Below are 22,616 nucleotides of genomic sequence, written 5' to 3'. Positions count from 1 at the left end.
ATTAATTGATATATTCTAAAATTTTTGATTTCCACATTGCATTAATGGAGTTGTAGAATAAAACATCTTTAATAATGGTAGGGAATTCTTCAATAAGTTCATTTTTAAAGTTAACAAAATCTATAGGTTTGCTATCGATTAAAAATGCTTCATAACCTGTTAGAATTACGGTTTTACATGTAATATTCATTAATTGCATAAAATCAAGAATTTCAACTCCACCAATATGCCTTGCACGCCCTCCACTTTCAGTATTATTAATATTGAAAGTAGGTAATGAAATATCTAGAATTAAAATATCTGGTTGATATTCTTCTATTTTATTTATTGCATGTGTAACACTATTTGCTTGATCAAAAATCAAGTTAAAAAAATCTTTCTTGTTAGCAAAAATATGATTTTTTATATGAGAAAATTTTTGGATGTCATCTTCGACTATTAGGATATTTAAGTCATTCATTTTACACTTCCATTATGTTTGGTTTTACATAAAAAGCTGCATCTAATATGAAACTATTGTCTAGAATGTTGAAAGATAAAAATCCGCCATCTTTATTGTGTATTTTTGAAGCAAGTTTTAAAAGTCCACTTCCATTTTCAGTTTTATTTTTACTAGTCAAATCACCGTTCTTGATAGTATTTTTTATTTTATTTATATTTTTAATGTGATAGTCATTAAACTCACTTTTAATTGGGCTGGTAATCTTTAAGAGAAGAAGTTTTTTTTCTGTATCAAAATTGATTTCAATATAAATTTTCGGCTTCCTTTTTCCTGAATATTTATATATGTTATCTAGGATAACAAACATGAAGTCATGTATAAATATTAAAGAAAAAGAACTTAATTTAAAATTCTCAATATTTATTTTGTACTCAATATCTGGCTCAAAAGCTTTTAAACATTTCAGAGAGAGAGATGTTGCAATATCAAATGCCTCTTTTATATTATAGGTTTTATAACCATCATTTAGAATATCTATATCATGTGAAAACCAATTTGAAGAAATTATTAAAGCATTTTTTACTTCTGTGGTAGCACTTGAAAGTTTAATTAAAATATTGTTTTTATGTTCATTGTCAAGATATTTTTTTAAACTAAAATTTAATTCATTTAGATAGTTCTCAATATTAGGTTTTAAATAATTTATAATGAAATGTCTTGCATTTTTTAAAGAATGTTCAGTGAAATTCCAAAGCAGTGGGAGGATGTAATCAGTAAATTCGTTTATTGTCTTGGATTCATTTATAAGCATTTTAGATATCTCAAAAAAAGTTAAGTCTATATCTATTTTGAATAATCCTTTTGGTTTTTCTGGGGAAAGTATTTGAAAATAATCATCTTTAGCTGAGATTAAAATATTGTCAAATTTTTCAGAAAAACCCATTAAAGCTATATTAAGTTTTTTACTACTATTTAACTTGTTATCTATTTTTGATAATAAATATTCATTTTTCTCATATTTATTGCTGATTGAGTCTTTTATGGTTATTAAGTTTTTATGTTCTAAAGGGCCTCTAATTAAACCAACAAAGGATTGATGTCTAATTCTTTGGCTTAAATAAAAATCAAGTCCAAAAGAAGGATTGGTTAGAAACTCATTTTTAATAATTTTAAGAATATTATAAAGTAAAACCTCATCCTCGGTAGTTAGTTGTAAAACTTTATCAGTTTTTTCTTTTATACTTTCAACTATAGAATCAATATCAATAGGTAGCTCAATATTAACTTTTTTAATATCCTTATATCTGTGAAATAATTCTGATAATTCTGTTCGCATCCATTTTTTGAAATGTTCCTCATCAACATAGATTCTTGTCTTGTCAACTATTTGCTGACCCTCTTCAGCATCTAATTTGAATGCTGTATGCTGAATTTCATCATCATATTTACTTTTATTTTTCTCATCAACTTCCTTAAGAGTCAGATATATATTTATTCTTTCTTCTAATACTTGCTTAGTGCTTGTGATAGATTTTAATTGATCAATAAAATTTTCTGAACAGACATATTTTAAAAAATAAATAAACTTTTCATTTTCAACACCATCTTTATTTAACTGTGAGGGGTTAATTTTTAATTCACTAAAAAACTCTCTTAATAAAGTTTTTAATAAGGTGGCAATTTTTCTTTGCTCTTTTTCAGACTTAGTGGCTGAATAATGTTCATGTAAAGCTATAAATAAATTTATTTTATTATTAACTTTTCGATAGTCTATTATTGTATAATCTTTAAGTGAGTAACTTATAGGTAAAATATAAGTGTAAGAATATCCTTTTATAGCTTCATTTGATATGAGTTCAATAGTTTTTTCTATACTAGATATATTGCTTTGTAATAATTTTTTTATCAATGATATAGTTTCTAATTGCTTATGGTTTTTGTCAAAATAGAAGTTTGGATCATTTATAAAATTCGATAGGAGGTTGGTATTTGGATTGCATTTACTAAAGTATATTGATTCTTCAAATCCATATAATGGACTATTTAAAGATAAGCTTATTAGATTTTTTTTATTTAAATAATCATGGGAATTCAAAATTGCTATAAATGTAGATAAGTCTTTAGTAATTGATAAGCCACTAAGATTTGTGCAGATTTTTAGTAATTTTCCTAATGAAATATCATTATCAGTTTTTCGTGTTAACACTGAATTTAAATAAAAACATATTTCTTCTAATAAACTCATCTGTGCTGAATAATCTATTGAGTTTAGACTATGATATAGGAGTAAGTAGATATCAATAATATTTGGTACTAATTTTTTTTTATATAATCTCTTTTCTCGTGTATATTTTAAATTTTCTGAACTTTGAATGTATTTCTTGATTTTATCTATTCTATCATCTTCGATATATATTTTTTCTATATTAAGTTCATCTAAGTAGCTTGAATTCTCTCCTTTAAAAATGTTCTGTATGATTTCTAAAAGTGTTTCATGGCGAATTCAAACATGAGGTGCGACAGTTTCAAAAGCCTTATGATAATCAACAAGCTGAGCAAACTTCTCTAATGGTGTAAGCCAATCTAACGCTTTTCTAGGACGAGTATTCAGTGACATGGCAACTTGATTTAAATAATGCTGATCTGCCTGATTTAAATCAATTCCTTTAGGTAAATATTGCCTAATTAAACCATTCATATTTTCGCATGTGCCTTTTTGCCATGGTGAATGTGGGTCACAGAAATATACATCTATGCCTAAATCTTCTTCGAGTATTTTATGTTCTGACATCTCACGTCCACGGTCATAGGTCAACGTTTTACGCAGTTCTGCAGGTAAATATTTCAGAGCTTCAGTTAAAGCCTTGCGCACTGATTCTGCCTTTGCATCAGGTAATGTTGCCAAGATACAGAGCCGTGTATTTCGTTCAATAAGTGTTGCTATCGAACTTTTATTGTCTTTACCTTTAATTAAATCGGCCTCCCAATGACCCGGTATTTTTCTTTCTTGAACTTCGGCTGGGCGCTCATGAATAGTTTTAATATCCTGTAATATAGAATCTTTTTTAGGTTCACCGTTAGCTTTTCGCTTTTTATTTTCATGACGCAGACAGGATAATAAGTCTTTTTTCAACTCACCCTTTGGTAATGCTCGTATAGTTGAGTAAATCGTTGTATGGCTTACATTCATTGTTTGATCCAAATCAGGAAATGTCTTTAAACGCTTCGATATTTGCTGAGGAGACCATAAACAACGGATCGCTTCAACAATAAATCTCCAGAGAATTGAGTCGATTTTGAGTTTTCTGTGACCACGTCTACGTCTAGCGAAGGTGTTATCAGAAGCATATCGAGCTTGATAAACGTCATTGATGCTATTTCTTTTAAGTTCACGATAGATCGTACTAGGATGTCTTTTAATAAGTTCAGCAAATTTTCTGGGTGAAAAGCCTTCTTTTCTTGACTCAAGCATTAATGCAGTACGATCTTCAAAGTTAAGATGATGGTATGACAATTTTATATACTCCATAAACCCTTTAAATTAATTAGGTGGTTTATGTCGCACTTCAAGTTTTACTCTGCCCTTCTTTGCTTTGAAGGTTGGATTGTTAAAGTTTTTTTTTCCTGATTGTAATCAGACCATTTTAAAGTTCTGATTTCACCAGGTCGTAAAAAGATAAAAATTGAAATTTTAATTGCACAACGAGTGACAAAAGTAACTCTAGTATTTGATTCATCCCATACACTTCTTAGTAAGGGTTTTAAGTCATGTGATTCAGTAATAGCAGCAAAATTGCTCTGTATAGGTCTTGGTTGTGTTATATCATTTGCAGGATTAATCAAGATGAGTTTTTTCTTTCTAGCATACTCTAATATCATTTTTATAGAGATGGAAACTTTGCGTGCAAGTTCTAAAGCGCCACGTTCTACAATACGATGTATGACCTCATTTTCTAAAAGGGCAGTGGTAAGTTGATTGACAGGGATATCACCAATAAATGGATAAATATCTTTCTCTAATCGACGAATATTCTCGGAATCTTTTTTCCCTTCATGTTTTCTTAATTCTAACCATTGTTCAGCAATATTCTGAAAGCTATTTTTAGCATTTACTTTTGCCTGTTGCTTTGCTTGTTCTCGCATTTCAGAAGGATCAATATTGTTAGCAATTTGCTGTCTAATCTCATCACGTCGCTTTCTTGCAGCCTCTAGGGTAATTGTCGGGTAAACACCTAGAGCCAGTGTATTCCTTTTACCTGTTATAGGGCTTGTGTAATCCATTCGCCAATACTTACTCCCATTTTTATGTGCGTATAAGTACAGACCTGCACCGTCAGTATGTTTATTACTTGATGAATCTTCAAACTTTAAATTTTTTACTTTGAGTGCTGTTAATTTATTTAGTTGTCTACCCATGACAAAACTTTCCAGTACATTTATCTGATACCGTTAAATATACCGTTAATGTACATGGATTTCAGGGAATTATTGTGAATTGCTATAGACAATAAAAACCCCCTAAACTTAGTTAATTCAGGGGTTTGTAGACACTTATAGATTCTAATATACTTGAATTTGGCGTCCCTACGGGGATTCGAACCCCGGTTACCGCCGTGAAAGGGCGATGTCCTAGGCCTCTAGACGATAGGGACTTCTTGAGGTGGGTGTATATTAGGGCTCTGTCACTAAACTGTCAAGAAGATGAGGAGACAGTTTGTTCAAAATATAGCAAAACAGTTCAGCCGTCTTTTGAGTATCGTACAATGCAGAATGAGCCTCTTTGCCATCAAACTCGATGCCAGCTTGAATACAAGCACGTGCTAGTACTGTTTGACCAAACATGACGGCACTCAAAGTTACGGTATCAAATACCGAAAAGCTGTGAAAAGGATTCTGATTTTTTGTACCAGATCGAGCAATTGCAGCTTGTAAAAAACCTAAGTCAAAGTGAGCATTATGTCCTACCAATACTGCATGGGTACAATGCTGTTCTTTTCGGACTTCCGTGAGTGATTTAAAAATACGACGTAAAGCTGTCCGCTCATCTTCGGCCATCGCAACACGCATCGGATTAAAAGGATCAATTCCAATGAAGTCTAATGAGCGACGATCTAAGTTTGCACCTTCAAAAGGATTGATGTGTGCATGGAATGATGGGCCAGGTATGAACTGACCTTGCTCATCATAGATAATCGGGATACAAGCAATTTCAAGTAATGCGTCAGTCTGGGAATTAAAACCTGCTGTTTCAACATCAACAACAACAGGTAAGAATCCACGAAAACGCTGACCAATCACAGGAGCTTTGTTTTCTTCTTGTGTCACACTTTTCTCCATTGCAGTGTTTTACCTGCATGAAGTGGAATGATTTTTTGATCTTCTAGATAATCAAAAGATTCAGCAACCGTATTTTCTTCTTTCACTAAAGTGATAGTTGAAGTATTACGCGGTAAGCCATAGAAGTCAGCACCGAACATACTTGCGAAACCTTCTAAACGTTCTAACTTACCCACTTGATCAAAGGCTTGTGCATAAAGTTCAATTGCATTTGGTGCACTATAGCAACCCGCACATCCACATGCATTCTCTTTAGCATTCTGAGCATGTGGTGCACTGTCAGTACCCAAGAAGAATTTTGGATTACCGCTAGTTGCAACTTCTAATAATGTGGTTTGATGCGTTTGACGCTTTAAAATTGGCAAACAATAGAAGTGAGGTTTCACACCACCGACCAACATGTCATTACGGTTAAAGAGCAAGTGTTGCGGTGTAATCGTTGCAGCAACATTACGATCTTGTTCAAGTACAAAATTTGCAGCATCACTTGTCGTAATATGTTCTAACACAACTTTTAATTTTGGGAATTGCTTTAATAATGGCGATAAAATTTCGTCAAGGAAGCGTTTTTCACGATCAAAAATATCGACATGATTGTGAGTAACTTCGCCATGTAACAACAACGGAACTTGGTGTTCTTCAAGTTGTTCAATCACGGCATAGACTTTACGAATATCGCTAACGCCATTATCCGAATTTGTCGTTGCGCCAGCGGGGTAGAGTTTGATCGCATTTACATATTCGGATTCTTTGATTTTAAGAACTTCTTGAGGTGAAGTGAAATCTGTAAAATAAAGAACCATACGCGGATCAAAATGTAGTCCTTCTGGAACATGAGCGAGAATACGATCTCGATATGCCAAAGCTTCTTCTACAGTTTTGACTGGTGGAACTAAGTTCGGCATACAGATCGCGCGTGCAAATTGTTTCGCAAGATCTGGAACAGTACGTTTTAAAGCTAATCCATCACGCAAGTGAGCGTGCCAATCATCTGGCTGTAAAAGTGTAATCGTATTCAAGGTGTACTTCAGGCTTAAAAAATAATATAAATAATAATGCATATAGTGCGAAAATGGTAACTACAATTATGGATAAGTGGTTACGCAAAGCGCATGAAAATATGAGAAATTGTGTTATTTTTATGCTGGACAAGAATACAGCATTATAAGAAGAGTGAGAGGGATGGAAAATCAATATGATATTAAGCAGTTATGTAAAGAAAAAGAAGATCTAGAACAGTTAGTCATTACACATTCTAGAACCAAGAAAACACAAAAAAATTTGCCTATCCAACTCGAAAATGAGTTTTGGCAATTTAATATTGATCGAACTAGAATCAATGCGATTCAGTTCTTTGGTCAAGGGGTAATTACATATGCGATTTTTGTACTTTTGATTTTACCGTCGAATTTGTTGGTCATTCGAAAAAGCACCCATTTTATTTTAGATTTTGTATATAGCATTTTAAGCTTGGTTGTTGTCGCGGCAGCACTATTTTTATTTTGGGCATTTTCTCGTTTTAGACGGCTTAACCCATTATTTTATCCTGCAACCTGTGTGATTGTATTTTGTACAATTGTCATTCCCTCATTGTTAATGATGAGTATTTCTAATCTGGTGCTACAAAACCAGTCGATGGTGTTGATTGCATTCTTATATATGCTGGGTTTTATTTTGAGTGGGCTTAAACCCAAACATATGTTATGGATTGGTTCTTCAGCAGCAATTGTGATCTTATTGTCGTTATACTTTCTCAAAGTACCCTATGATTTTTTAATGCTAGGGCGTACGTTTATAGGAAGTCTGTTGTTGGGTTTTTCGATTAGTGTAATGCTTACTTCTAAGGACAGGAAATTATTTCTAAAAACTAAAATATCTGAAATTGATGGGAGAATTCTACGCTTACAAGCATCTGAACTTTTACATTTAAGCCAACATGACGAGTTAACAAAAGTTTCGAATAGACGTACATTTGAAGAAATGTTTAGTTATTACTATGAACTCGCATGTAAAGAAAGTAAGGCCATGTCCGTATTATTTATAGATATTGATTATTTTAAAAACTATAACGATTTTTATGGTCATCAGATGGGGGATCAAGTCATTTCCGCGATTGCGAAAATGATTAAAAGCTCAATTCGGCACATGGATTTCATTGCACGTTATGGGGGCGAGGAATTTGTGGTGCTTTTACCAGAAACATCTGCTCAAGGTGCATATGCTGTAGCAACCAATATTTATCGAGCGATTGATCGGCAGATGATTCAACATGAAAAATCACTAGTTTCTAATCATGTGACCATTAGTTTGGGTATTACGGTGTTTAATGGAAACCCTAAAATTAGTCAAGATTCGGTGATTCATACTGCGGATAAAGCGCTATATAGAGCGAAACAACTTGGACGTAATCAGATTTACTATCAACCACTTCCCAGTGTTGAGTAAAGAATAAAAAAACCGAATACCACAAGTATCCGGTTTTTGTATTGAACAATCTAAATTATTCGAGAAATTTAACGGTAACGCCAGAGCGTACTTTTCCACCGAGGTCATTCGCATCCCAGTTGGTAAGACGGATACAACCGTGTGATGCTGTCTTGGAAATTAATGATGGGTTTGGCGTACCATGAATACCAAAGGATTTTTTACTTAAACCAATCCAGATATTGCCCACAGGTGCATTTGGGCCTGGTGGTAAGGTCAGTGGTTTAAGGTTTTTTCCTTGAATAAAGTTTGATGGCGAATAGCTGTAGTATGGATTTTTCGCAACACCGACTACTTTATAGGTACCTGTTGGAGAAGGCGTGTCAGAACTACCAATAGTCGCAGGAAATGACGCAATCATCTGGTTACGGCTATTAAACAGATAAAGCTGTTTTGCGCCTTTATGCGCCACGATTAAATGGATGTCTTCTGGCAAGTCGTTACGGACATTGGCAACAACAATTTTTTCACCTGCTTTCTTAAAGGTTGCAGTTGGATTTAATTTTTTGAGGAAACCTTCATCCATATGAAACTTTTCGCCCAACATCTCTGTTACACTCGTGTAGTACAAACCTTTCATTTTTGCTTGTAATGCATAGTCAGAAGGGATTGAATTTGCGTAAGGACCTTTTAAATCTGCATCCGTAATCGTGTATTCAACATAAGTTGGTTTAGTTTGTTGAGCGACTAAAGCATCCCAAGTTTCTTTAGTCAATTGACCTGTTGGTGTAATGCCATTCATTTGTTGAAATGAAGCAATTGCTTTTAGTGTATTTTTACCATTTGAGCCATCAATTGCGCCTGGTGAGGCGTGAGCATTATTCAACATCACATGCGCACGTGCATATACAGGAAATTGACCTTTACCAATATTTTCATACCAGTCAGCTGTATTCAAACTGTCTAAAGTCCATGAAACTTTGACAGCTGGTGCTGTTGTAGTCGTGGTATCGGGTGCATTTTCTAGTTTTTGAGACACTGCCGAAGCAGCTCCCGTATTGACTTGTGGCTCAGAAGCAGCTTGAACAGCAACACTTGATGCGGATTGAGCCATTACACTCGATGCAGCAGAACGCTCGATAGATAATGGATCAATAGGATCTTGAACTGGAGCTGAAATTTTTTTTGGATTTAATGGTTGCTCAGTTGTTGGGGCAGCAAAAGCAACATTAGCAAGAATACAACTTAAACTCATAGCGAGTAATGAGCGAACAAACATGTAATTCAACCTTAAGAATTATTCATATTGAGATATAAGATATTGCAAGTATTACAGAAAATAGAATAGCTTGCAGTAGCAGTTTTGTGTCCAAGTAAAAAAAATAGTTGAAGTCTGATTTGTTGTATGGGTTTTCACTTATAAATTCGAGGTTAACTTTGTTATGATGCACTCAACATGAAAAAATTTAGAGATTGGTAATGACAACGTTGAAAAATGATCGTTTTTTACGAGCTTTATTACGTGAACCTGTAGACACCACACCCGTTTGGATGATGCGTCAAGCAGGGCGTTATTTACCAGAATATCGTGAAACTCGTGCTCAGGCAGGCGATTTCTTATCTCTATGTAAAAATACTGAATTTGCCTGCGAGGTAACATTACAACCGTTACGCCGCTATGAGCTTGATGCTGCGATTTTATTTTCCGATATTTTGACTATACCTGATGCTTTAGGTTTAGGTTTGTATTTTGAAACAGGTGAAGGACCAAAGTTTCATAAAACAGTGCGCACTGAACAAGATGTGGCGAATTTACCTAAACTAAATTCTAAATCAGATCTCGCTTATGTCATGAATGCAGTTTCAACGATTCGATCTGCTTTAAATGGACAAGTGCCGCTGATTGGTTTTTCGGGCAGCCCTTGGACCTTAGCAACCTATATGGTTGAAGGTGGTTCAAGTAAAGAATTCCGCTTCATTAAGAATATGATGTATGCACAGCCAGAAATACTACATGCTTTACTTGATCATCTTGCTGATTCAGTGATTGATTATCTGAATGCTCAAATTGATGCAGGTGCTCAAGCGATTCAAATTTTTGATAGCTGGGGTGGTGCGCTAGCGCATCGGGAATATATTGAATTCTCACTGAACTATATGACCAAGATTATTGCAGGATTACAACGTGAAAAGGATGGTCAACGTATTCCGATTATTGTGTTCACCAAAGGTGGCGGTCAGTGGTTGGAGACGATGCTGACCACAGGTGCGGATGCGTTTGGCCTAGATTGGACTACACCGCTTTATACTGCACGTGATGTGGTCGCAGGGCGTGCTGCTTTACAAGGGAATTTAGATCCTGCTGTGCTTTATGGTTCAGCTGCTTCAATTGAAAAATCTGTGAAAGCGATGTTGGATGATGCGTATGCCAATGGTGAAAAAACAGGGTATATCGCAAACTTAGGTCATGGTATTACCCAATGGGTCGATCCAGCACAGCCTAAGATTTTTGTAGATACTGTTCATGAATACAGTACTAAATATTTAGGTTGATATTTTTAATCATTTCAAAGTAAACGCGCTAGGATCAGTTTTGTGCAGTTGATTGTATTACCGCTCAACTTTATCTTTAAGGCAGCTTCGGCTGCCTTATTTGGGTTGTTGCTTTTGATTGCATTTGCAGTCACCGCACCGATGGGAAGTCATGAACATTGGGGATTTTTTCGTTACGATTATTTGTTGTTTTATGCACTGATTATTCAAGCCTGTCTGATTTATTTAAAGCTCGAATCGTGGACAGAAGCGAAAGTGATTGCTTTATTCCATCTCATGGCGATGGGAATGGAAATATTTTTGACCCATCCAGCGATTGCCTCATGGCAATATCCTCAACCAGCCATATTTAAATTACTGACTGTGCCATTGTTTGCAGGGTTTATGTATTCAGCAGTGGGTAGTTTTTTTGCTCGGTCTTTGCGACTCTATAATGTTTCATTCGAGAATTTGCCGAATTTTGGCAATATGCTGTGTTTAGCAGTGTTGTCTTACCTTAATTTTATGACGAAGTTTTTTATTCCTGACTATCGAATGGTTTTATTTGTTTGGAGTATTATTATTTTTTGGAAGACCAAACTTTATTTTCAATTACAACAGCATCAGTTTAAAGTTCCGATGTTACCTGTACTATTGGTGCTTGCATTCTTGATTTGGATTGCAGAAAACATTAGTACATTTTATAAAATCTGGTTATATCCGAGTCAAGTTGATGCTTGGCATATGGTGGGTTGGGGCAAGTTAGGTTCTTGGTATCTATTGTTATTGTTGAGTTTGGTGCTGGTGTTAAAAATACTGGGTGAGCGGGATAAAAATGGATCTTGGCGATTGCGTTAAAAGATTTGGTGGTGTTTCAAAAAGTATGCTGACATTAAATGAAGCCATTATTGATGTAAAAAAAGGTTAAGTCGAAAGCTTTAAAATGGTTTTCAATCTTTTTTGAAAAATTACAACTCCTTCTAAAACCACGCCTAATTCGATGCCTTATTTTGCAATTATTACCTTCAATACCTACAGTAAAAAATTTACCAATACTTTGCTTGCAGTTTTTAAAAGCAGTTATGAAACTGTCCCAATGATCACTTGCAATTCGGGTGTAGTGAATACCTAATTGTTTAAGCTTTGTCTTCAATCGTTGAACTGTAGCTAAGTCTCTTTTACCCCAAACATAAGCAACAATCTCACCTGTTTCTCGATGGTAGGCGTAAATAAGCCATTGTTTATTATTTTTATTTCCCACAAAAGTCCAAAACTCATCAACTTCAAGAGACTCATAATGACTTTGTTTAGGCTGAATTTGGTAGGTCGATTCGGTTAAAGTACGTAAAACTTTACCGATACTGATTCGCTCAACTTCAGCGATATCTCGTATACCACTACCTCTGACCATCAACTGTAATATTTTTCGAGTAATGCCTGAATTACATCCTAGATAGCTCAGAGCATGGTCACCAATAAACTGACGTTTACAGTCTTTGCACTGATAGTTTTGTTTCCCATCTACTTTGATGCCATTTTTCTTTATACTGTCACCGAGGCAGGTTGGACATTTGATTTCTAGAGTTATTCGCATTTCTCTATTTTATCAAAATTCAACCTGCTTTGTTTCAGCATACTTTTTGAAACACCACCAAAGATTTTAGTCGTGCAAAAGGAGCTTTTATTGAGCTCCTTTTTGTTATGAATATTTCATATATATTTCAAAATTTATTTGCTAAAAAAGTTTAACCTCGTTATGTTAATCCTTGTGTAAGAACAATTACACAGCACAATAGTGATAACAAATAGTTAAAAATAATTGAGACTGGAGACATTTCTTATGTTAAAAAAAATTGCATTAGCAGCTTTGCTAGCAGCTGGCTCAAGTGTTGCAATGGCTGATAATGATGTTGGTTGCGGTGCTGGTACACAAATTTGGGCAGGTCAAAAAGGTATTGCACCTAAAATCCTTGCAGCAACAACCAATGGAATTTTTACTAACCAATTATTAGGGATCACATTCGGTACTTTAGGATGCCGTCAAGGTGGTACAGTAACGGCTCAAGTTGTGACATTTACCAATGAAAATGCAGAGTCTTTAGCGCGTGATATGGCGGTTGGTCAAGGCGAAAGCTTAAATGTACTTGCTGAATTAATGCAAATCAAAGCCAACGACAAAGCACGCTTCTTTGCTGTGTCTAAAGCAAACTTTGCTGAAATTTATTCAAGCAAAAATACAAACTCACTTCAAGTTTTAGATGCTTTACAAAGCGTGATGGCAAAAGACGCTGTGCTTAAAGCATACGTTTAATACGTTTGAACATAAAACTCTGTCTTAATGGCAGGGTTTTCTTATACCTATTCTGATTATTTAAAAAATTGCGATTGAATGAAATTAGCTACTTTTGTATTTACGTCTTTGATATGTCATTTTACATATGCCTCTGTTGAATCTAATTTAGAAAAGTATTTAGACCTTGCTCAACAAAAACAATTAGATCAGAAAACCACATGGCAACGCTTGATGTATGCCGATCAAAAACAAAACAGTGAAGTCACTTATGCTGGTTATTTTTATGCCACAGATGGAAAAACAAATTTAAATAGCGAATTACAAGCAGATATTGAAGCCTTGTTTGTTCAAGCCCCAGATAACCAATCCATTCGTTGTAAGTTTCCTGCACGTAGTCGTTGGTTGATGCAGCAACTCAATATTGATGTACAACAACTTCCAAAAGTAAATTGCGTTGAATTTAATGATTGGATCAATCAAATCAAGCCGCATAAAGCCACTTTGATTTATGCCACTGATTTTATGGGCAATCCGAGTTCGATGTTTGGGCATACTTTGCTACGTTTAGACCCTAAAGATCAGAAACAACTCAATTTGGTTTCCTATGCAGTAAATTATGCGGCCACAGTGAAAGGTGATGATAACTGGTCTTATGCATCGAAAGGTCTAACAGGACAGTATCCCGGTGAATATTCAATAATGCCGTATTATCGTAAAGTAAAAGAGTATGGTGATTTTGAAAGCCGTGATCTATGGGAATATGAGCTAAATTTAACACCTGAAGAAACTCGTTTTTTGGTTGAACATATTTGGGAAATGCAGCATGTGAGTTTTCCCTATTATTTCGTCAGTGATAATTGTGCTTATCGTTTATTAGGCCTAATTGATTTAGTACGTCCCGATTTAAACCTAAAACAGCAGTTTAGTTACGCTGCAATTCCAATCGAAACCTTAAAGGCTGTTGATCAGCAAGCTTTAGTTAAAGAAGTGGTCTATCGTCCTGCATTGGAAACTCAACTACTTTCGCAAGCCAAACAACATGGTACAGATTTGGCTAAAGTTGCACATCAAATTGCTTTTACCGAGACTGACCAAGTTCAATCCATGCTAAAAACATATAGTCAGCAAGATCAGGCCAAGATTTTAGAAATGGCTTACGATGATTTATATCTACAATATATCAGCCGTCAAGTTGATGCCAATATTGCTCAGCCAAAATTAAGGCAGCTTCTTGCTGAAAGAAGTCAAATTCAAGTTGAAAAGCAACGTCAACAACCAGAGCACCCTAAAAAACAGCCTGTAGAAGGGCATCATGCACGTAATTTGTCAGTGAATGTGGGTGATGTGCAAGGACAAAAGTTTGTGGAGCTGGGTCATCGTCAGGCCTATCACGATTTGATTGATCCACAAGGGGGTTATCGCACAGGCACACAATTACTGTTTTTAGATGGTAGTCTGCAATATCGTGATGACAAGCTCAAGCTCGAACATTTAGATCTATTATCGGTGAATTCTTATAATCCAGTTCAACCTTTTAAATCGCCGTTAACTTGGGGATTTAATCTAGGTTGGAAACAGGAAGCAATTGAAAATGGGAAGTTCAGTGAAGATGTGCAACATGGCGTGATGAATCTAAATATGCAAGTTGGTTATAGCGTGGCAGATTATGATCATCGACATCTGTGTTATGCCCAACTACAAAGCCATATTCAAGGTGGAAAAAAATTAGATAAAGGTTGGCGCGTTGGAGCTGGGCCGACTGTAGGGTGTATGAACGTATGGTCTGATAATATTAATAGTGTGGTACAAGTTGAACTGCCGTATTGGCAAGATCAGAACCAGTGGAATTTAAGAGTCGGTACACAGCTACAATATAGTCTGAATACAAATCATGCTCTGCGTCTGAATTGGGATTTTGAACAACAAGATCATAAAGACTGGAATAAAGTAGGTTTAGGCTATGTTCTGTTTTTTTAGATAAGATATCACTAGGATCAGGCCAATTTCCAGTATCTAGACTTCAACGATGACGTAGTATTTTTTAACCGCTTCAATGACTTCAAATGTACCGACAAATGAGGGTGGGATAATCCCTGCATTTCCAGCAGTCACTTCAATAAAGGAATTGGTTTTTTCATCGTGGATACGAACAATACCTTCAATGATTTGAAAAAATTCTTGTTTATTGTCAGCGAATTGAATATTCCAAGCACCAATTTCACATTTCCAAATACCGCAGTCCATATGTGGATGTTCGTATAAACTATAAGTTAAACGTTCAGGATTACCTCGAACCAGACGATCGGGACGAGGGTAATCAATAGTTGCTTCATTTACGATTAAATCGCCGAAACCTGCTAAATGAACTGATGACATTCTGGATTGCTCAGCTTAATAGCTTTCAGGAACAGCGCTTAAGAACTCACGACGTGCATCTTTGTCAGTTTTAAAATCACCAACAAAAGAAACCGTACGTGTCGTTGATTCTTGCTTGCCAACACCACGCATCATCATACACATATGAGCAGAATCGATTACTACAGCCACACCACGTGCTTGTGTCACTTCCGCAACCGCTTCTGCAATTTGTTGTGTTAAGTTTTCTTGAATTTGCAAACGACGCGCAAACATTTCTGTAATACGTGCAAATTTAGATAAACCTAAAACTTGACCTTCAGGTAAATAAGCAATGTGAACACGACCATAGAATGGGAGGAGATGGTGCTCACAAAGCGAATAAAACTCGATATTTTTGACCAATACCATTTCATGGTTATCGGATGGGAAAACCGCACTATTTGTAACTTCTTCAAGGGTTTTGCTATAACCAGAAGTTAAAAAAGAAAAAGCTTTAGCCGCACGCATAGGCGTATCTTTTAAGCCTGGGCGATTTAGATCTTCACCAACGGCAGTTAAAATATTTGCGTACGATTGCTGCATAGACATAACAATGTTCACTTAGGTGGGTTGAACAAAACGGGAATTGTATCAGAAAACGACTCAAAAACTTCATTTTGAACCAAATGCCGATTATTGTTTGTGCTTTGGGTTCTTTTCTGCACGTTTTAAGAGCACTAAAACAGCACCCGTACCCCCTTGATTTTCAGGTGCGCTGACAAATGCAAGTACATCACGATGTTGTCTAAGCCAGCCATTGACATATGTTTTTAAAATGCCCTCAGGTCCTTTACCGTGAACAATTTTGATGACATTTTGATTTTCATCTTTTGCCATTTGAATGATTTGTAGAACGGCTGCTCGGGCTTGTTTAACGGTACAACCATGTAAATCGACTGCTTCAAACCAACGAGTTTTACCTGCTTTTAAGTCTTCAAATACTTTGTGCTGCAAAGTTGCAATTCGATAGCTTAAAGTCGCTTGGCTTGCCACTGGATTTAAGATCGCTTGAGTATCCGAAATTTCTGTAAACTCTTGCTCTGCACCACCTTCTGCCGCAGCACGTTTTGCCAAGGTTTGGGCATCAACTTTTTTGCGACGTGTGACTTTGGTGTCGGCAATATTTTGATTGTCGATTGGTTTTACCCCAAGCAGGGCTTTTTTAAAAAGCTCAGTATCTTCCAACTCTTCTGCAATGGCTGGAGCTTTTTGTGACTCTGCTTGTTTTGCAATAGCACTTGCTTGAGGATTAGAGATTTGCTTTTTAAAGGCTTTCAGTAAGTTAAACTGATCTTTAGAAAGCGATGAATCATGTTTACTCATAAGTTTAGAAAAATAGGCAAGATACGAGAGATGTAAAATTATAGTCTGAAACCGTGATGATTTGAACTAAATTGCATTCATGGAGCGATATGAGCTTTAAAATTATGATAAATGCTTCAAAGTATAGAAGGGATAAATTGATTTAGTTTGTTTATCCATTATCTACGGAAGCTACGTTTGTAATTTTTCATTTATTAAGAGGGAGTTAGAATCCTTATAATTCGTGATTGGTTTAAGCCTTTATTTTTAAAACGGTCGTACAGTTCAAAGCAAATATGCTGGTTAACTTGAACACGGGGTAAAGTATCATCGAAGTCAAAATAACGAATATAACCAGATTGATCCATCACAATTGCAAGGCGCTCGAAGTGACCTCTCCGTTTCTGAAAAGTTTTATATTGTTCTACTACACCGCATTCTTCAGATTTAATAAATGTATCTACAGGGGAAAAGTACATTCCACTGCTAATAAAGATGACTCCAGGAATTAAACTAAAGAAATAAAATACTCTTGGATCTTTGAACTTCTGAATTTTTTGATAGCAATAGAGATGACTATAAATTGGAAAGCCAACTAAAAAAATCAGCCCTAGAATTAATAAAAAATTACTCATGTTTTTTCATTAGTCTTTAATCGTTGATTAATCTATTGGTATTGTCTAACTCTAATTTTTATTCTTTATTAAGAGCTTATATTTGGTTCTAGCATCATTTAAAAGGTTCAAGGCAGAATTTTACCTTGAACCTAATTCGCTTAGATCTGCTCAGGCTTTCCAAATAATTCTGCAAATGCTTGATCTGGACGAGGCTGTTTCATAAAGCTTTCACCAACAAGGAAAGTATGAATATCATTGGCTTGCATCATTTCTACATCAGCAGGTGTGGCAATACCACTTTCTGTGACTAAAACACGAGAAGCAGGCAATAATTTCTTTAAACGTAATGAAGTATTTAAATCAACATCAAAGGTTTTAAGATTACGGTTGTTGACACCCAAAATACATTGCTCAGAAAGCTTTAACGCACGTTCCAATTCATATTCATCATGCACTTCAACCAATACATCAAGTTGATGCTCAAATGCAGTTTTCGACATTTCTTCAAGCTGTTGATCTGATAAACATGCCACGATTAATAAAATACAATCTGCATGTAAGGCACGTGCTTCAACCACGTTATAAGGATCAACCAAGAAGTCCTTACGCAAAGCTGGTAGGGCACAGTGATTACGAGCAATCGCAATATTTTCATCCGCACCTTGGAAGAAATCCACATCTGTCAATACAGACAAGCAAGCAGCACCTGCTTGTTCATATTGCTGTGCAATTTCCGCAGGATTAAAGTCTGCACGAATCACGCCTTTAGAAGGTGACGCTTTTTTAATCTCAGCAATAACGGCTGGACGTTTATGTTGTAAAGCATTCGCAAAACCACGCACTGGTGTTGCTTCTTTTGCCCACTGTTCTACATCATACAAGCTACGTTGTTTTAAACGTGTTGCAAGCTCCTCATGTTTGCGGTCAACAATTTTACCTAAAATGGTATTTTGAATATCGATCATGAGAAGTCCTTAGTCTGCCTGATATTGTTTCAATGTCTTGGTAAATTCAGCCAAGATACTCATTTTTTCTAAGGCTTGTCCGCCGTACAGAATATCTTGAGCGAACTCAACTGCTTGCTTGTAAGTCTTGGTGATACCAGCAACATAAATACCTGCACCTGCATTGAGTGCAATCATGTTTGCTGCTTTTTCACCAATATCTGATTTATCTCGGCTTAAAGCATCTTTGATTAGCTTTAAGCTTTCTTCTGAACTATTCACCACTAAACCAGTGAGGGTTTGAGATGGAATACCTACATCATCTGGTGTCAAAGTCCATTCAGTAATTTCGCCATCTTTCAGTTCAGCAACTGTGGTTGGTGCTGCAAGACTGATCTCATCTAAACCGTCTTTAGAGTGTACAACCAGTACATGCACTGCACCCAACTGCTTTAATACTTCAGCGATAGGGCGGCATAACTCATCTGAAAATACCCCAATCACAAAACGATTTACACCAGCAGGATTGGTTAATGGGCCAAGTAGATTGAAAATACTACGAATACCTAGCTCACGACGAGGTGCAACTGCATAACGCATGGCTTTATGATGATTTGGTGCAAATAGGAAACCTACCCCCATTTCACGGATGCAGCGTTCGGTTTGTTGCATATCTAAATCAAGCTGAATTCCCATTTGTTCGAGTACATCAGATGAACCTGACTTACTCGACACGCCACGGTTACCATGTTTGGCAATCGTTGCACCAGCAGCAGCGATAACGAAACTTGAAGCTGTAGAGACGTTAAATAAATTCTGACCATCTCCACCTGTGCCGACAATATCGACCAAGTGAGGAATATCACTCACATCAATCTTAATTGCAAACTCACGCATAATGCGTGCTGCTGCAGTGATTTCATCAATACTTTCACCTTTCATGCGCAAGCCCATCATCAGCGCACCGATTTGTGCATCAGTTGCTTCGCCCTGCATAATGCTACGCATGACATCTTCCATTTGTGGCTGGGTAAGATGAATGTTTTTGGTAATGTGATTAAGAGCCTGTTGGATGTTCATTTATGCATAAATCTCTAAAAAATTCTTAAAAATTTGATGACCATGTTCGCTCAAAATAGATTCGGGATGGAACTGAACGCCTTCAACAGGAAGTGTTTTATGTTTCACACCCATAATTTCTTCAATTGTGCCATCTGTTTGGTTCGTCCAGCACGTCACCTCTAGACATTCTGGCAACGTTTCTTGCTCAATTACCAATGAGTGGTAACGTGTAGCAGCAAACGGGGAAGGTAAATGACTAAAAATTCCTTTGTCACTGTGATGCATATCAGATAAACGACCATGCATAACCGTTTTAGCGCGGATAATCTTGCCACCAAATGCCTGCCCAATCGCTTGATGTCCAAGACAGACACCCAATAAAGGAATTTTACCCGCAAAATGGTTAATTGCAGGAATAGAAATTCCTGCTTCACTTGGTGAGCAAGGACCTGGGCCTATAACCAAGTATTTTGGCTGCCATCGTTCAATGTCCTCTAATGTCACTTGATCATTACGAACGACTTTTACTTCTTGGTTCAACTCGCCAAAATACTGGACGATGTTGTAAGTAAATGAGTCATAGTTGTCGATCATTAGAAGCATGACTTTATAACCTTTTGAAAAATAATTGCTTTATTGAGCTGTTAATGTGATTACTCTATTCTAAAGTTATATTTCTTTAGGATTTATTGAAGCTTAAAGGAATATGTTGAAAATAGAGAAGAATAATCATAACAAAAACAAATGATCAATGTTGAATATTTCAATTACCCGATGTTTAGCTAGATTTAATTACTTAATGAAAGAAATCGTGTTTAAAAATCAGAATAAACTTAATGAATTTAAAGGTTTGAGTAAAAATATACAAAGTGAACCAAAAGTCTAAATGAATTGATTGGAATGAAGTTCAAAAGAATGATATAAAAAGCGAATTTATGCTAACTCATGATAGTGTAAATTGCACTACATTAGTTCTCTGTTATATGTTTTGCACCACTTTGGTTCGTTATGTCTATTTTGGGGACGAGCTGAGATCGGAATGTTTAAATATGGTGCATTTGTGAAAGCAAACATTATAGTGGACATAGGACATGGAGCTTAAAGCATTTTTTCTGCAAAGAATTTCAATGTTTTAGGTATGCTTTACAATTGTTGGTATGATAATTGCTAATTATATATCAACAACTAACACGCACTTAACAAGTGCATAAAAATTTCATTGGAGCAAATGAGCATGGCGAACAAGGTCCTTCAACTCATCAAAGAAAGTGGCGCAAAATGGGTCGATTTTCGCTTTACTGATACTAAGGGTAAAGAGCAACACGTAACTTACCCAGCTGACACAATTGATGAAGATACATTTGAAGACGGTAAAATGTTTGATGGTTCTTCAATCGCTGGTTGGAAAGGCATTGAAGCTTCTGACATGATCTTACGTCCAGATGCTGAAACAGGTTTTCTTGACCCGTTCTTTGCTGAGCCAACAGTTGTTGTAACTTGTGACGTAATCGAGCCTTCAACTGGTCAAGGTTACGAGCGTGACCCACGTTCGATTGCTCGTCGTGCTGAAGAATATTTAAAATCTACTGGTATCGGTGATACTGCATTCTTTGGTCCAGAACCAGAATTCTTCGTTTTTGACGAAGTGAAATGGGACATCGATATGTCTGGCGCGCGTCACACATTGATCGCTGAAGAAGCTGCTTGGTCTACAGGTAAAGACTACGAAGCAGGTAACTCAGGTCACCGTCCACGTGTTAAAGGTGGTTATTTCCCAGTTCCTCCAGTTGACTCTCATCAAGACATGCGTGCTGAAATGTGTGCACGTATCGAAGACATCATGGGCCCTGGTCGTGTAGAAGTACATCACCACGAAGTTGCTTCTTGCCAATTAGAAATTGGTGTGAGCTTCAACACTATGGTTCGCAAAGCGGACGAAGTTCAGCAGTTCAAATATGCAGTTTGGAACGTTGCTCATCAATATGGCAAAACAGCGACATTTATGCCTAAGCCAATGGTGGGTGATAACGGTTCTGGTATGCACGTTCATATGTCTATCTCTAAAGATGGCAAGAACTTGTTTGCTGGTGATGAATATGCTGGTTTATCTGAAATGGCATTGTTCTTCATTGGTGGTATCATCAAGCACGCTCGTGCATTGAATGCAATCACGAACCCAGGTACAAACTCTTATAAGCGTTTAGTTCCACACTACGAAGCTCCGATTATGCTTGCTTACTCAGCACGTAACCGTTCTGCTTCTATCCGTATTCCTTACGTTTCTAGCCCTAAAGGCAAGCGTATCGAAGCACGTTTCCCAGATCCATTAATGAACCCATACTTAGGTTTTGCTGCATTGTTAATGGCTGGTCTTGATGGTATCCAAAACAAGATCCATCCAGGTGAAGCTGCTGACAAGAACTTGTATGACCTTCCTCCTGAAGAAGAAGCAAAAATCCCAACAGTTGCTCATAACTTAGAAATGGCAATTGCTGCACTTGAAGCGGATCACGAGTTCTTGTTGAAAGGTGGTGTATTCACTAAAGAAATGCTTGATGCATATATCGAACTTAAAACTGAAGATGTACGTCGTCTTAATACGACTACTCACCCAGTTGAATTTGATATGTACTACAGCCTGTAATACATCTAGTTTAAAAAAGCTCGCTTCGGCGAGCTTTTTTTTATGTTTTTGATTCAATTGAAAGTCATACGCTTTTTCCAAAGAAATTCATGTAAACTAGTTGCGATGTTTTTAGTGAGCCAAGCATGCGAAATTTACGACCAAACAGAATTAAGGGGCGAGAGATCCCGGCTGAATTGAAAAAATGGTTGTATGCATCTGGTTCTCTCACTCAGCAATTGACTGATTTGGGTGAGGGGGCATTTCATGTCGAGCGTCTCAACGAACAGTTTCAACGACTCACTTTTAACGATAGCCAATGGATGCAAATGCCAGCACACCATATTGCATGGGTACGTGAAACGAATCTATATGGTAATCAGGCACAGGCTTGGGTTAAAGCAAAAAGTATTTTCCCAATTTTAAGCCTACACAAGAAAGCTCGATTATTTCGGCATATCCGTAATAAGCCAATCGGTTGGTTTTTATTTCAACGAACTAATCCAGCTTGTGAAAGAAGGGTTATTTATCTAGAAGAAGGTTGGACTAGACAAAGTTGTTATACTTGGCATGGTTGTAAATTCATCGTGCAAGAGACTTTTCTCCCAGCATTTGAGCAGTTTATTCAACAGCATTGACTCTA

Annotated in this window: 22 protein-coding genes and 1 tRNA gene; 7 read left to right on the top strand and 16 right to left on the bottom strand. The window is 36.4% G+C overall.

The features are described from left to right. Window position 1: 1 nt before the first annotated feature. The 7 genes from F908_RS03685 to pyrC form a co-directional block, all read right to left on the bottom strand. The gene (locus tag F908_RS03685; protein ID WP_005157747.1) at window positions 2-460 is read right to left on the bottom strand and encodes a response regulator; all 459 of its coding nucleotides are present in this window, start codon (window positions 458-460) and stop codon (window positions 2-4) included. 1 nt (window position 461) lies between these two features. Beyond that, window positions 462-2,687: a hypothetical protein gene (locus F908_RS03680; protein ID WP_005157744.1), complete on the bottom strand. Its 2,226-nt coding sequence runs from the start codon at window positions 2,685-2,687 to the stop codon at window positions 462-464. Window positions 2,688-2,945: 258 nt separating this feature from the next. Further along, window positions 2,946-3,914 carry an IS30 family transposase gene (locus F908_RS03675; RefSeq protein ID WP_228761473.1) on the bottom strand — a complete coding sequence of 323 codons (969 nt, stop codon included), beginning with the start codon at window positions 3,912-3,914 and terminating at the stop codon, window positions 2,946-2,948. Window positions 3,915-4,015: 101 nt separating this feature from the next. Continuing rightward, complete coding sequence (locus tag F908_RS03670) at window positions 4,016-4,858, bottom strand: tyrosine-type recombinase/integrase (RefSeq protein ID WP_005157741.1); 843 nt, start codon at window positions 4,856-4,858, stop codon at window positions 4,016-4,018. A gap of 160 nt (window positions 4,859-5,018) precedes the next feature. Further along, a tRNA-Glu gene (locus tag F908_RS03665) sits at window positions 5,019-5,094 on the bottom strand. 19 nt (window positions 5,095-5,113) lie between these two features. Next, window positions 5,114-5,779, bottom strand: a complete 666-nt coding sequence (gene rnt, locus F908_RS03660) for a ribonuclease T (protein ID WP_005157739.1) — start codon at window positions 5,777-5,779, stop codon at window positions 5,114-5,116. Then, entirely contained in the window at window positions 5,764-6,798 is a 1,035-nt protein-coding gene (gene pyrC / locus F908_RS03655) for a dihydroorotase (protein WP_034602647.1), read from the bottom strand. Before pyrC ends, rnt begins: the two co-directional genes overlap by 16 nt. Before the next feature lie 163 nt (window positions 6,799-6,961). Here pyrC and F908_RS03650 point away from each other — a divergent pair, with 163 nt between their 5' ends. Then, window positions 6,962-8,224, top strand: coding sequence for a GGDEF domain-containing protein (locus F908_RS03650; protein ID WP_005157720.1), 1,263 nt, complete (start codon window positions 6,962-6,964; stop codon window positions 8,222-8,224). Between the two features lie 55 nt (window positions 8,225-8,279). Here F908_RS03650 and F908_RS03645 read toward each other — a convergent pair whose 3' ends face one another. Further along, window positions 8,280-9,482, bottom strand: a complete 1,203-nt coding sequence (locus F908_RS03645) for a L,D-transpeptidase family protein (RefSeq protein WP_005157718.1) — start codon at window positions 9,480-9,482, stop codon at window positions 8,280-8,282. A gap of 200 nt (window positions 9,483-9,682) precedes the next feature. On the opposite strand from F908_RS03645, the gene hemE reads away from it, so the two are divergent. Continuing rightward, a complete protein-coding gene (gene hemE, locus F908_RS03640) occupies window positions 9,683-10,756 on the top strand; it encodes a uroporphyrinogen decarboxylase (protein ID WP_005157715.1) in 1,074 nt (357 codons plus the stop codon). 42 nt (window positions 10,757-10,798) lie between these two features. Continuing rightward, window positions 10,799-11,593 (top strand): DUF817 domain-containing protein, encoded by a 795-nt coding sequence (locus F908_RS03635; protein WP_005157714.1) that lies wholly within the window; start codon window positions 10,799-10,801, stop codon window positions 11,591-11,593. Window positions 11,594-11,627: 34 nt separating this feature from the next. On the opposite strand, the gene F908_RS03630 is transcribed toward F908_RS03635, so the two are convergent. After that, window positions 11,628-12,329 carry an IS1-like element ISPa14 family transposase gene (locus tag F908_RS03630; RefSeq protein ID WP_005157712.1) on the bottom strand — a complete coding sequence of 234 codons (702 nt, stop codon included), beginning with the start codon at window positions 12,327-12,329 and terminating at the stop codon, window positions 11,628-11,630. A 246-nt stretch (window positions 12,330-12,575) separates the two neighbouring features. Between F908_RS03630 and F908_RS03625 the strand changes: the two genes are divergently transcribed. Then, window positions 12,576-13,046, top strand: coding sequence for a DUF3015 family protein (locus F908_RS03625; protein ID WP_004663119.1), 471 nt, complete (start codon window positions 12,576-12,578; stop codon window positions 13,044-13,046). Window positions 13,047-13,124: 78 nt separating this feature from the next. Continuing rightward, entirely contained in the window at window positions 13,125-15,005 is a 1,881-nt protein-coding gene (locus F908_RS03620; protein WP_005157711.1) for an Lnb N-terminal periplasmic domain-containing protein, read from the top strand. Window positions 15,006-15,041: 36 nt separating this feature from the next. Here the strand turns inward: F908_RS03620 and F908_RS03615 are convergent, their stop codons facing one another. The 7 genes from F908_RS03615 to F908_RS03585 all read right to left on the bottom strand — a co-directional run bounded on the left by F908_RS03615 (window position 15,042) and on the right by F908_RS03585 (window position 19,953). Next, a complete protein-coding gene (locus F908_RS03615; protein WP_005157710.1) occupies window positions 15,042-15,404 on the bottom strand; it encodes a cupin domain-containing protein in 363 nt (120 codons plus the stop codon). Window positions 15,405-15,419: 15 nt separating this feature from the next. Then, window positions 15,420-15,968, bottom strand: coding sequence for a GTP cyclohydrolase I FolE (folE, locus tag F908_RS03610; protein WP_017397502.1), 549 nt, complete (start codon window positions 15,966-15,968; stop codon window positions 15,420-15,422). 90 nt (window positions 15,969-16,058) lie between these two features. Next, window positions 16,059-16,748, bottom strand: coding sequence for a Smr/MutS family protein (locus tag F908_RS03605; protein ID WP_005157702.1), 690 nt, complete (start codon window positions 16,746-16,748; stop codon window positions 16,059-16,061). A 194-nt stretch (window positions 16,749-16,942) separates the two neighbouring features. Then, entirely contained in the window at window positions 16,943-17,362 is a 420-nt protein-coding gene (locus tag F908_RS03600; protein WP_005157701.1) for a hypothetical protein, read from the bottom strand. A 140-nt stretch (window positions 17,363-17,502) separates the two neighbouring features. Beyond that, a complete protein-coding gene (gene trpC / locus F908_RS03595) occupies window positions 17,503-18,309 on the bottom strand; it encodes an indole-3-glycerol phosphate synthase TrpC (RefSeq protein WP_005157699.1) in 807 nt (268 codons plus the stop codon). Between the two features lie 9 nt (window positions 18,310-18,318). After that, window positions 18,319-19,368 carry an anthranilate phosphoribosyltransferase gene (gene trpD / locus F908_RS03590; protein WP_005157688.1) on the bottom strand — a complete coding sequence of 350 codons (1,050 nt, stop codon included), beginning with the start codon at window positions 19,366-19,368 and terminating at the stop codon, window positions 18,319-18,321. Further along, window positions 19,369-19,953: an anthranilate synthase component II gene (locus F908_RS03585; protein ID WP_005157684.1), complete on the bottom strand. Its 585-nt coding sequence runs from the start codon at window positions 19,951-19,953 to the stop codon at window positions 19,369-19,371. A gap of 625 nt (window positions 19,954-20,578) precedes the next feature. Between F908_RS03585 and glnA the strand changes: the two genes are divergently transcribed. Further along, window positions 20,579-21,994, top strand: coding sequence for a type I glutamate--ammonia ligase (gene glnA, locus F908_RS03580; protein ID WP_171062418.1), 1,416 nt, complete (start codon window positions 20,579-20,581; stop codon window positions 21,992-21,994). A gap of 125 nt (window positions 21,995-22,119) precedes the next feature. Continuing rightward, window positions 22,120-22,611 (top strand): chorismate--pyruvate lyase family protein, encoded by a 492-nt coding sequence (locus tag F908_RS03575; RefSeq protein WP_004663105.1) that lies wholly within the window; start codon window positions 22,120-22,122, stop codon window positions 22,609-22,611. Window positions 22,612-22,616 lie beyond the last annotated feature (5 nt).

Source organism: Acinetobacter sp. NIPH 284 (assembly GCF_000369425.1).
Classification (GTDB): domain Bacteria; phylum Pseudomonadota; class Gammaproteobacteria; order Pseudomonadales; family Moraxellaceae; genus Acinetobacter.
The sequence above is the reverse complement of the archived record's forward strand: the minus strand, read 5'-3'. Positions and strand labels throughout refer to the sequence as shown.

Excerpts from the sequence above, each read along its gene's own strand:
- rnt (WP_005157739.1), bottom strand. The coding sequence starts at position 5,779 with ATGGAGAAAAGTGTGACACAAGAAGAAAACAAAGCTCCTGTGATTGGT.
- F908_RS03585 (WP_005157684.1), bottom strand. The coding sequence starts at position 19,953 with ATGCTTCTAATGATCGACAACTATGACTCATTTACTTACAACATCGTC.
- F908_RS03600 (WP_005157701.1), bottom strand. The coding sequence starts at position 17,362 with ATGAGTAATTTTTTATTAATTCTAGGGCTGATTTTTTTAGTTGGCTTT.
- F908_RS03650 (WP_005157720.1), top strand. The coding sequence starts at position 6,962 with ATGGAAAATCAATATGATATTAAGCAGTTATGTAAAGAAAAAGAAGAT.
- hemE (WP_005157715.1), top strand. The coding sequence starts at position 9,683 with ATGACAACGTTGAAAAATGATCGTTTTTTACGAGCTTTATTACGTGAA.
- F908_RS03615 (WP_005157710.1), bottom strand. The coding sequence starts at position 15,404 with ATGTCATCAGTTCATTTAGCAGGTTTCGGCGATTTAATCGTAAATGAA.
- F908_RS03625 (WP_004663119.1), top strand. The coding sequence starts at position 12,576 with ATGTTAAAAAAAATTGCATTAGCAGCTTTGCTAGCAGCTGGCTCAAGT.
- F908_RS03670 (WP_005157741.1), bottom strand. The coding sequence starts at position 4,858 with ATGGGTAGACAACTAAATAAATTAACAGCACTCAAAGTAAAAAATTTA.
- F908_RS03685 (WP_005157747.1), bottom strand. The coding sequence starts at position 460 with ATGAATGACTTAAATATCCTAATAGTCGAAGATGACATCCAAAAATTT.
- glnA (WP_171062418.1), top strand. The coding sequence starts at position 20,579 with ATGAGCATGGCGAACAAGGTCCTTCAACTCATCAAAGAAAGTGGCGCA.
- F908_RS03680 (WP_005157744.1), bottom strand. The coding sequence starts at position 2,687 with ATGAGTTTATTAGAAGAAATATGTTTTTATTTAAATTCAGTGTTAACA.
- folE (WP_017397502.1), bottom strand. The coding sequence starts at position 15,968 with ATGCAGCAATCGTACGCAAATATTTTAACTGCCGTTGGTGAAGATCTA.
- F908_RS03630 (WP_005157712.1), bottom strand. The coding sequence starts at position 12,329 with ATGCGAATAACTCTAGAAATCAAATGTCCAACCTGCCTCGGTGACAGT.
- F908_RS03605 (WP_005157702.1), bottom strand. The coding sequence starts at position 16,748 with ATGAGTAAACATGATTCATCGCTTTCTAAAGATCAGTTTAACTTACTG.
- F908_RS03675 (WP_228761473.1), bottom strand. The coding sequence starts at position 3,914 with ATGCTTGAGTCAAGAAAAGAAGGCTTTTCACCCAGAAAATTTGCTGAA.
- trpC (WP_005157699.1), bottom strand. The coding sequence starts at position 18,309 with ATGATCGATATTCAAAATACCATTTTAGGTAAAATTGTTGACCGCAAA.
- F908_RS03575 (WP_004663105.1), top strand. The coding sequence starts at position 22,120 with ATGCGAAATTTACGACCAAACAGAATTAAGGGGCGAGAGATCCCGGCT.
- F908_RS03620 (WP_005157711.1), top strand. The coding sequence starts at position 13,125 with ATGAAATTAGCTACTTTTGTATTTACGTCTTTGATATGTCATTTTACA.
- trpD (WP_005157688.1), bottom strand. The coding sequence starts at position 19,368 with ATGAACATCCAACAGGCTCTTAATCACATTACCAAAAACATTCATCTT.
- F908_RS03645 (WP_005157718.1), bottom strand. The coding sequence starts at position 9,482 with ATGTTTGTTCGCTCATTACTCGCTATGAGTTTAAGTTGTATTCTTGCT.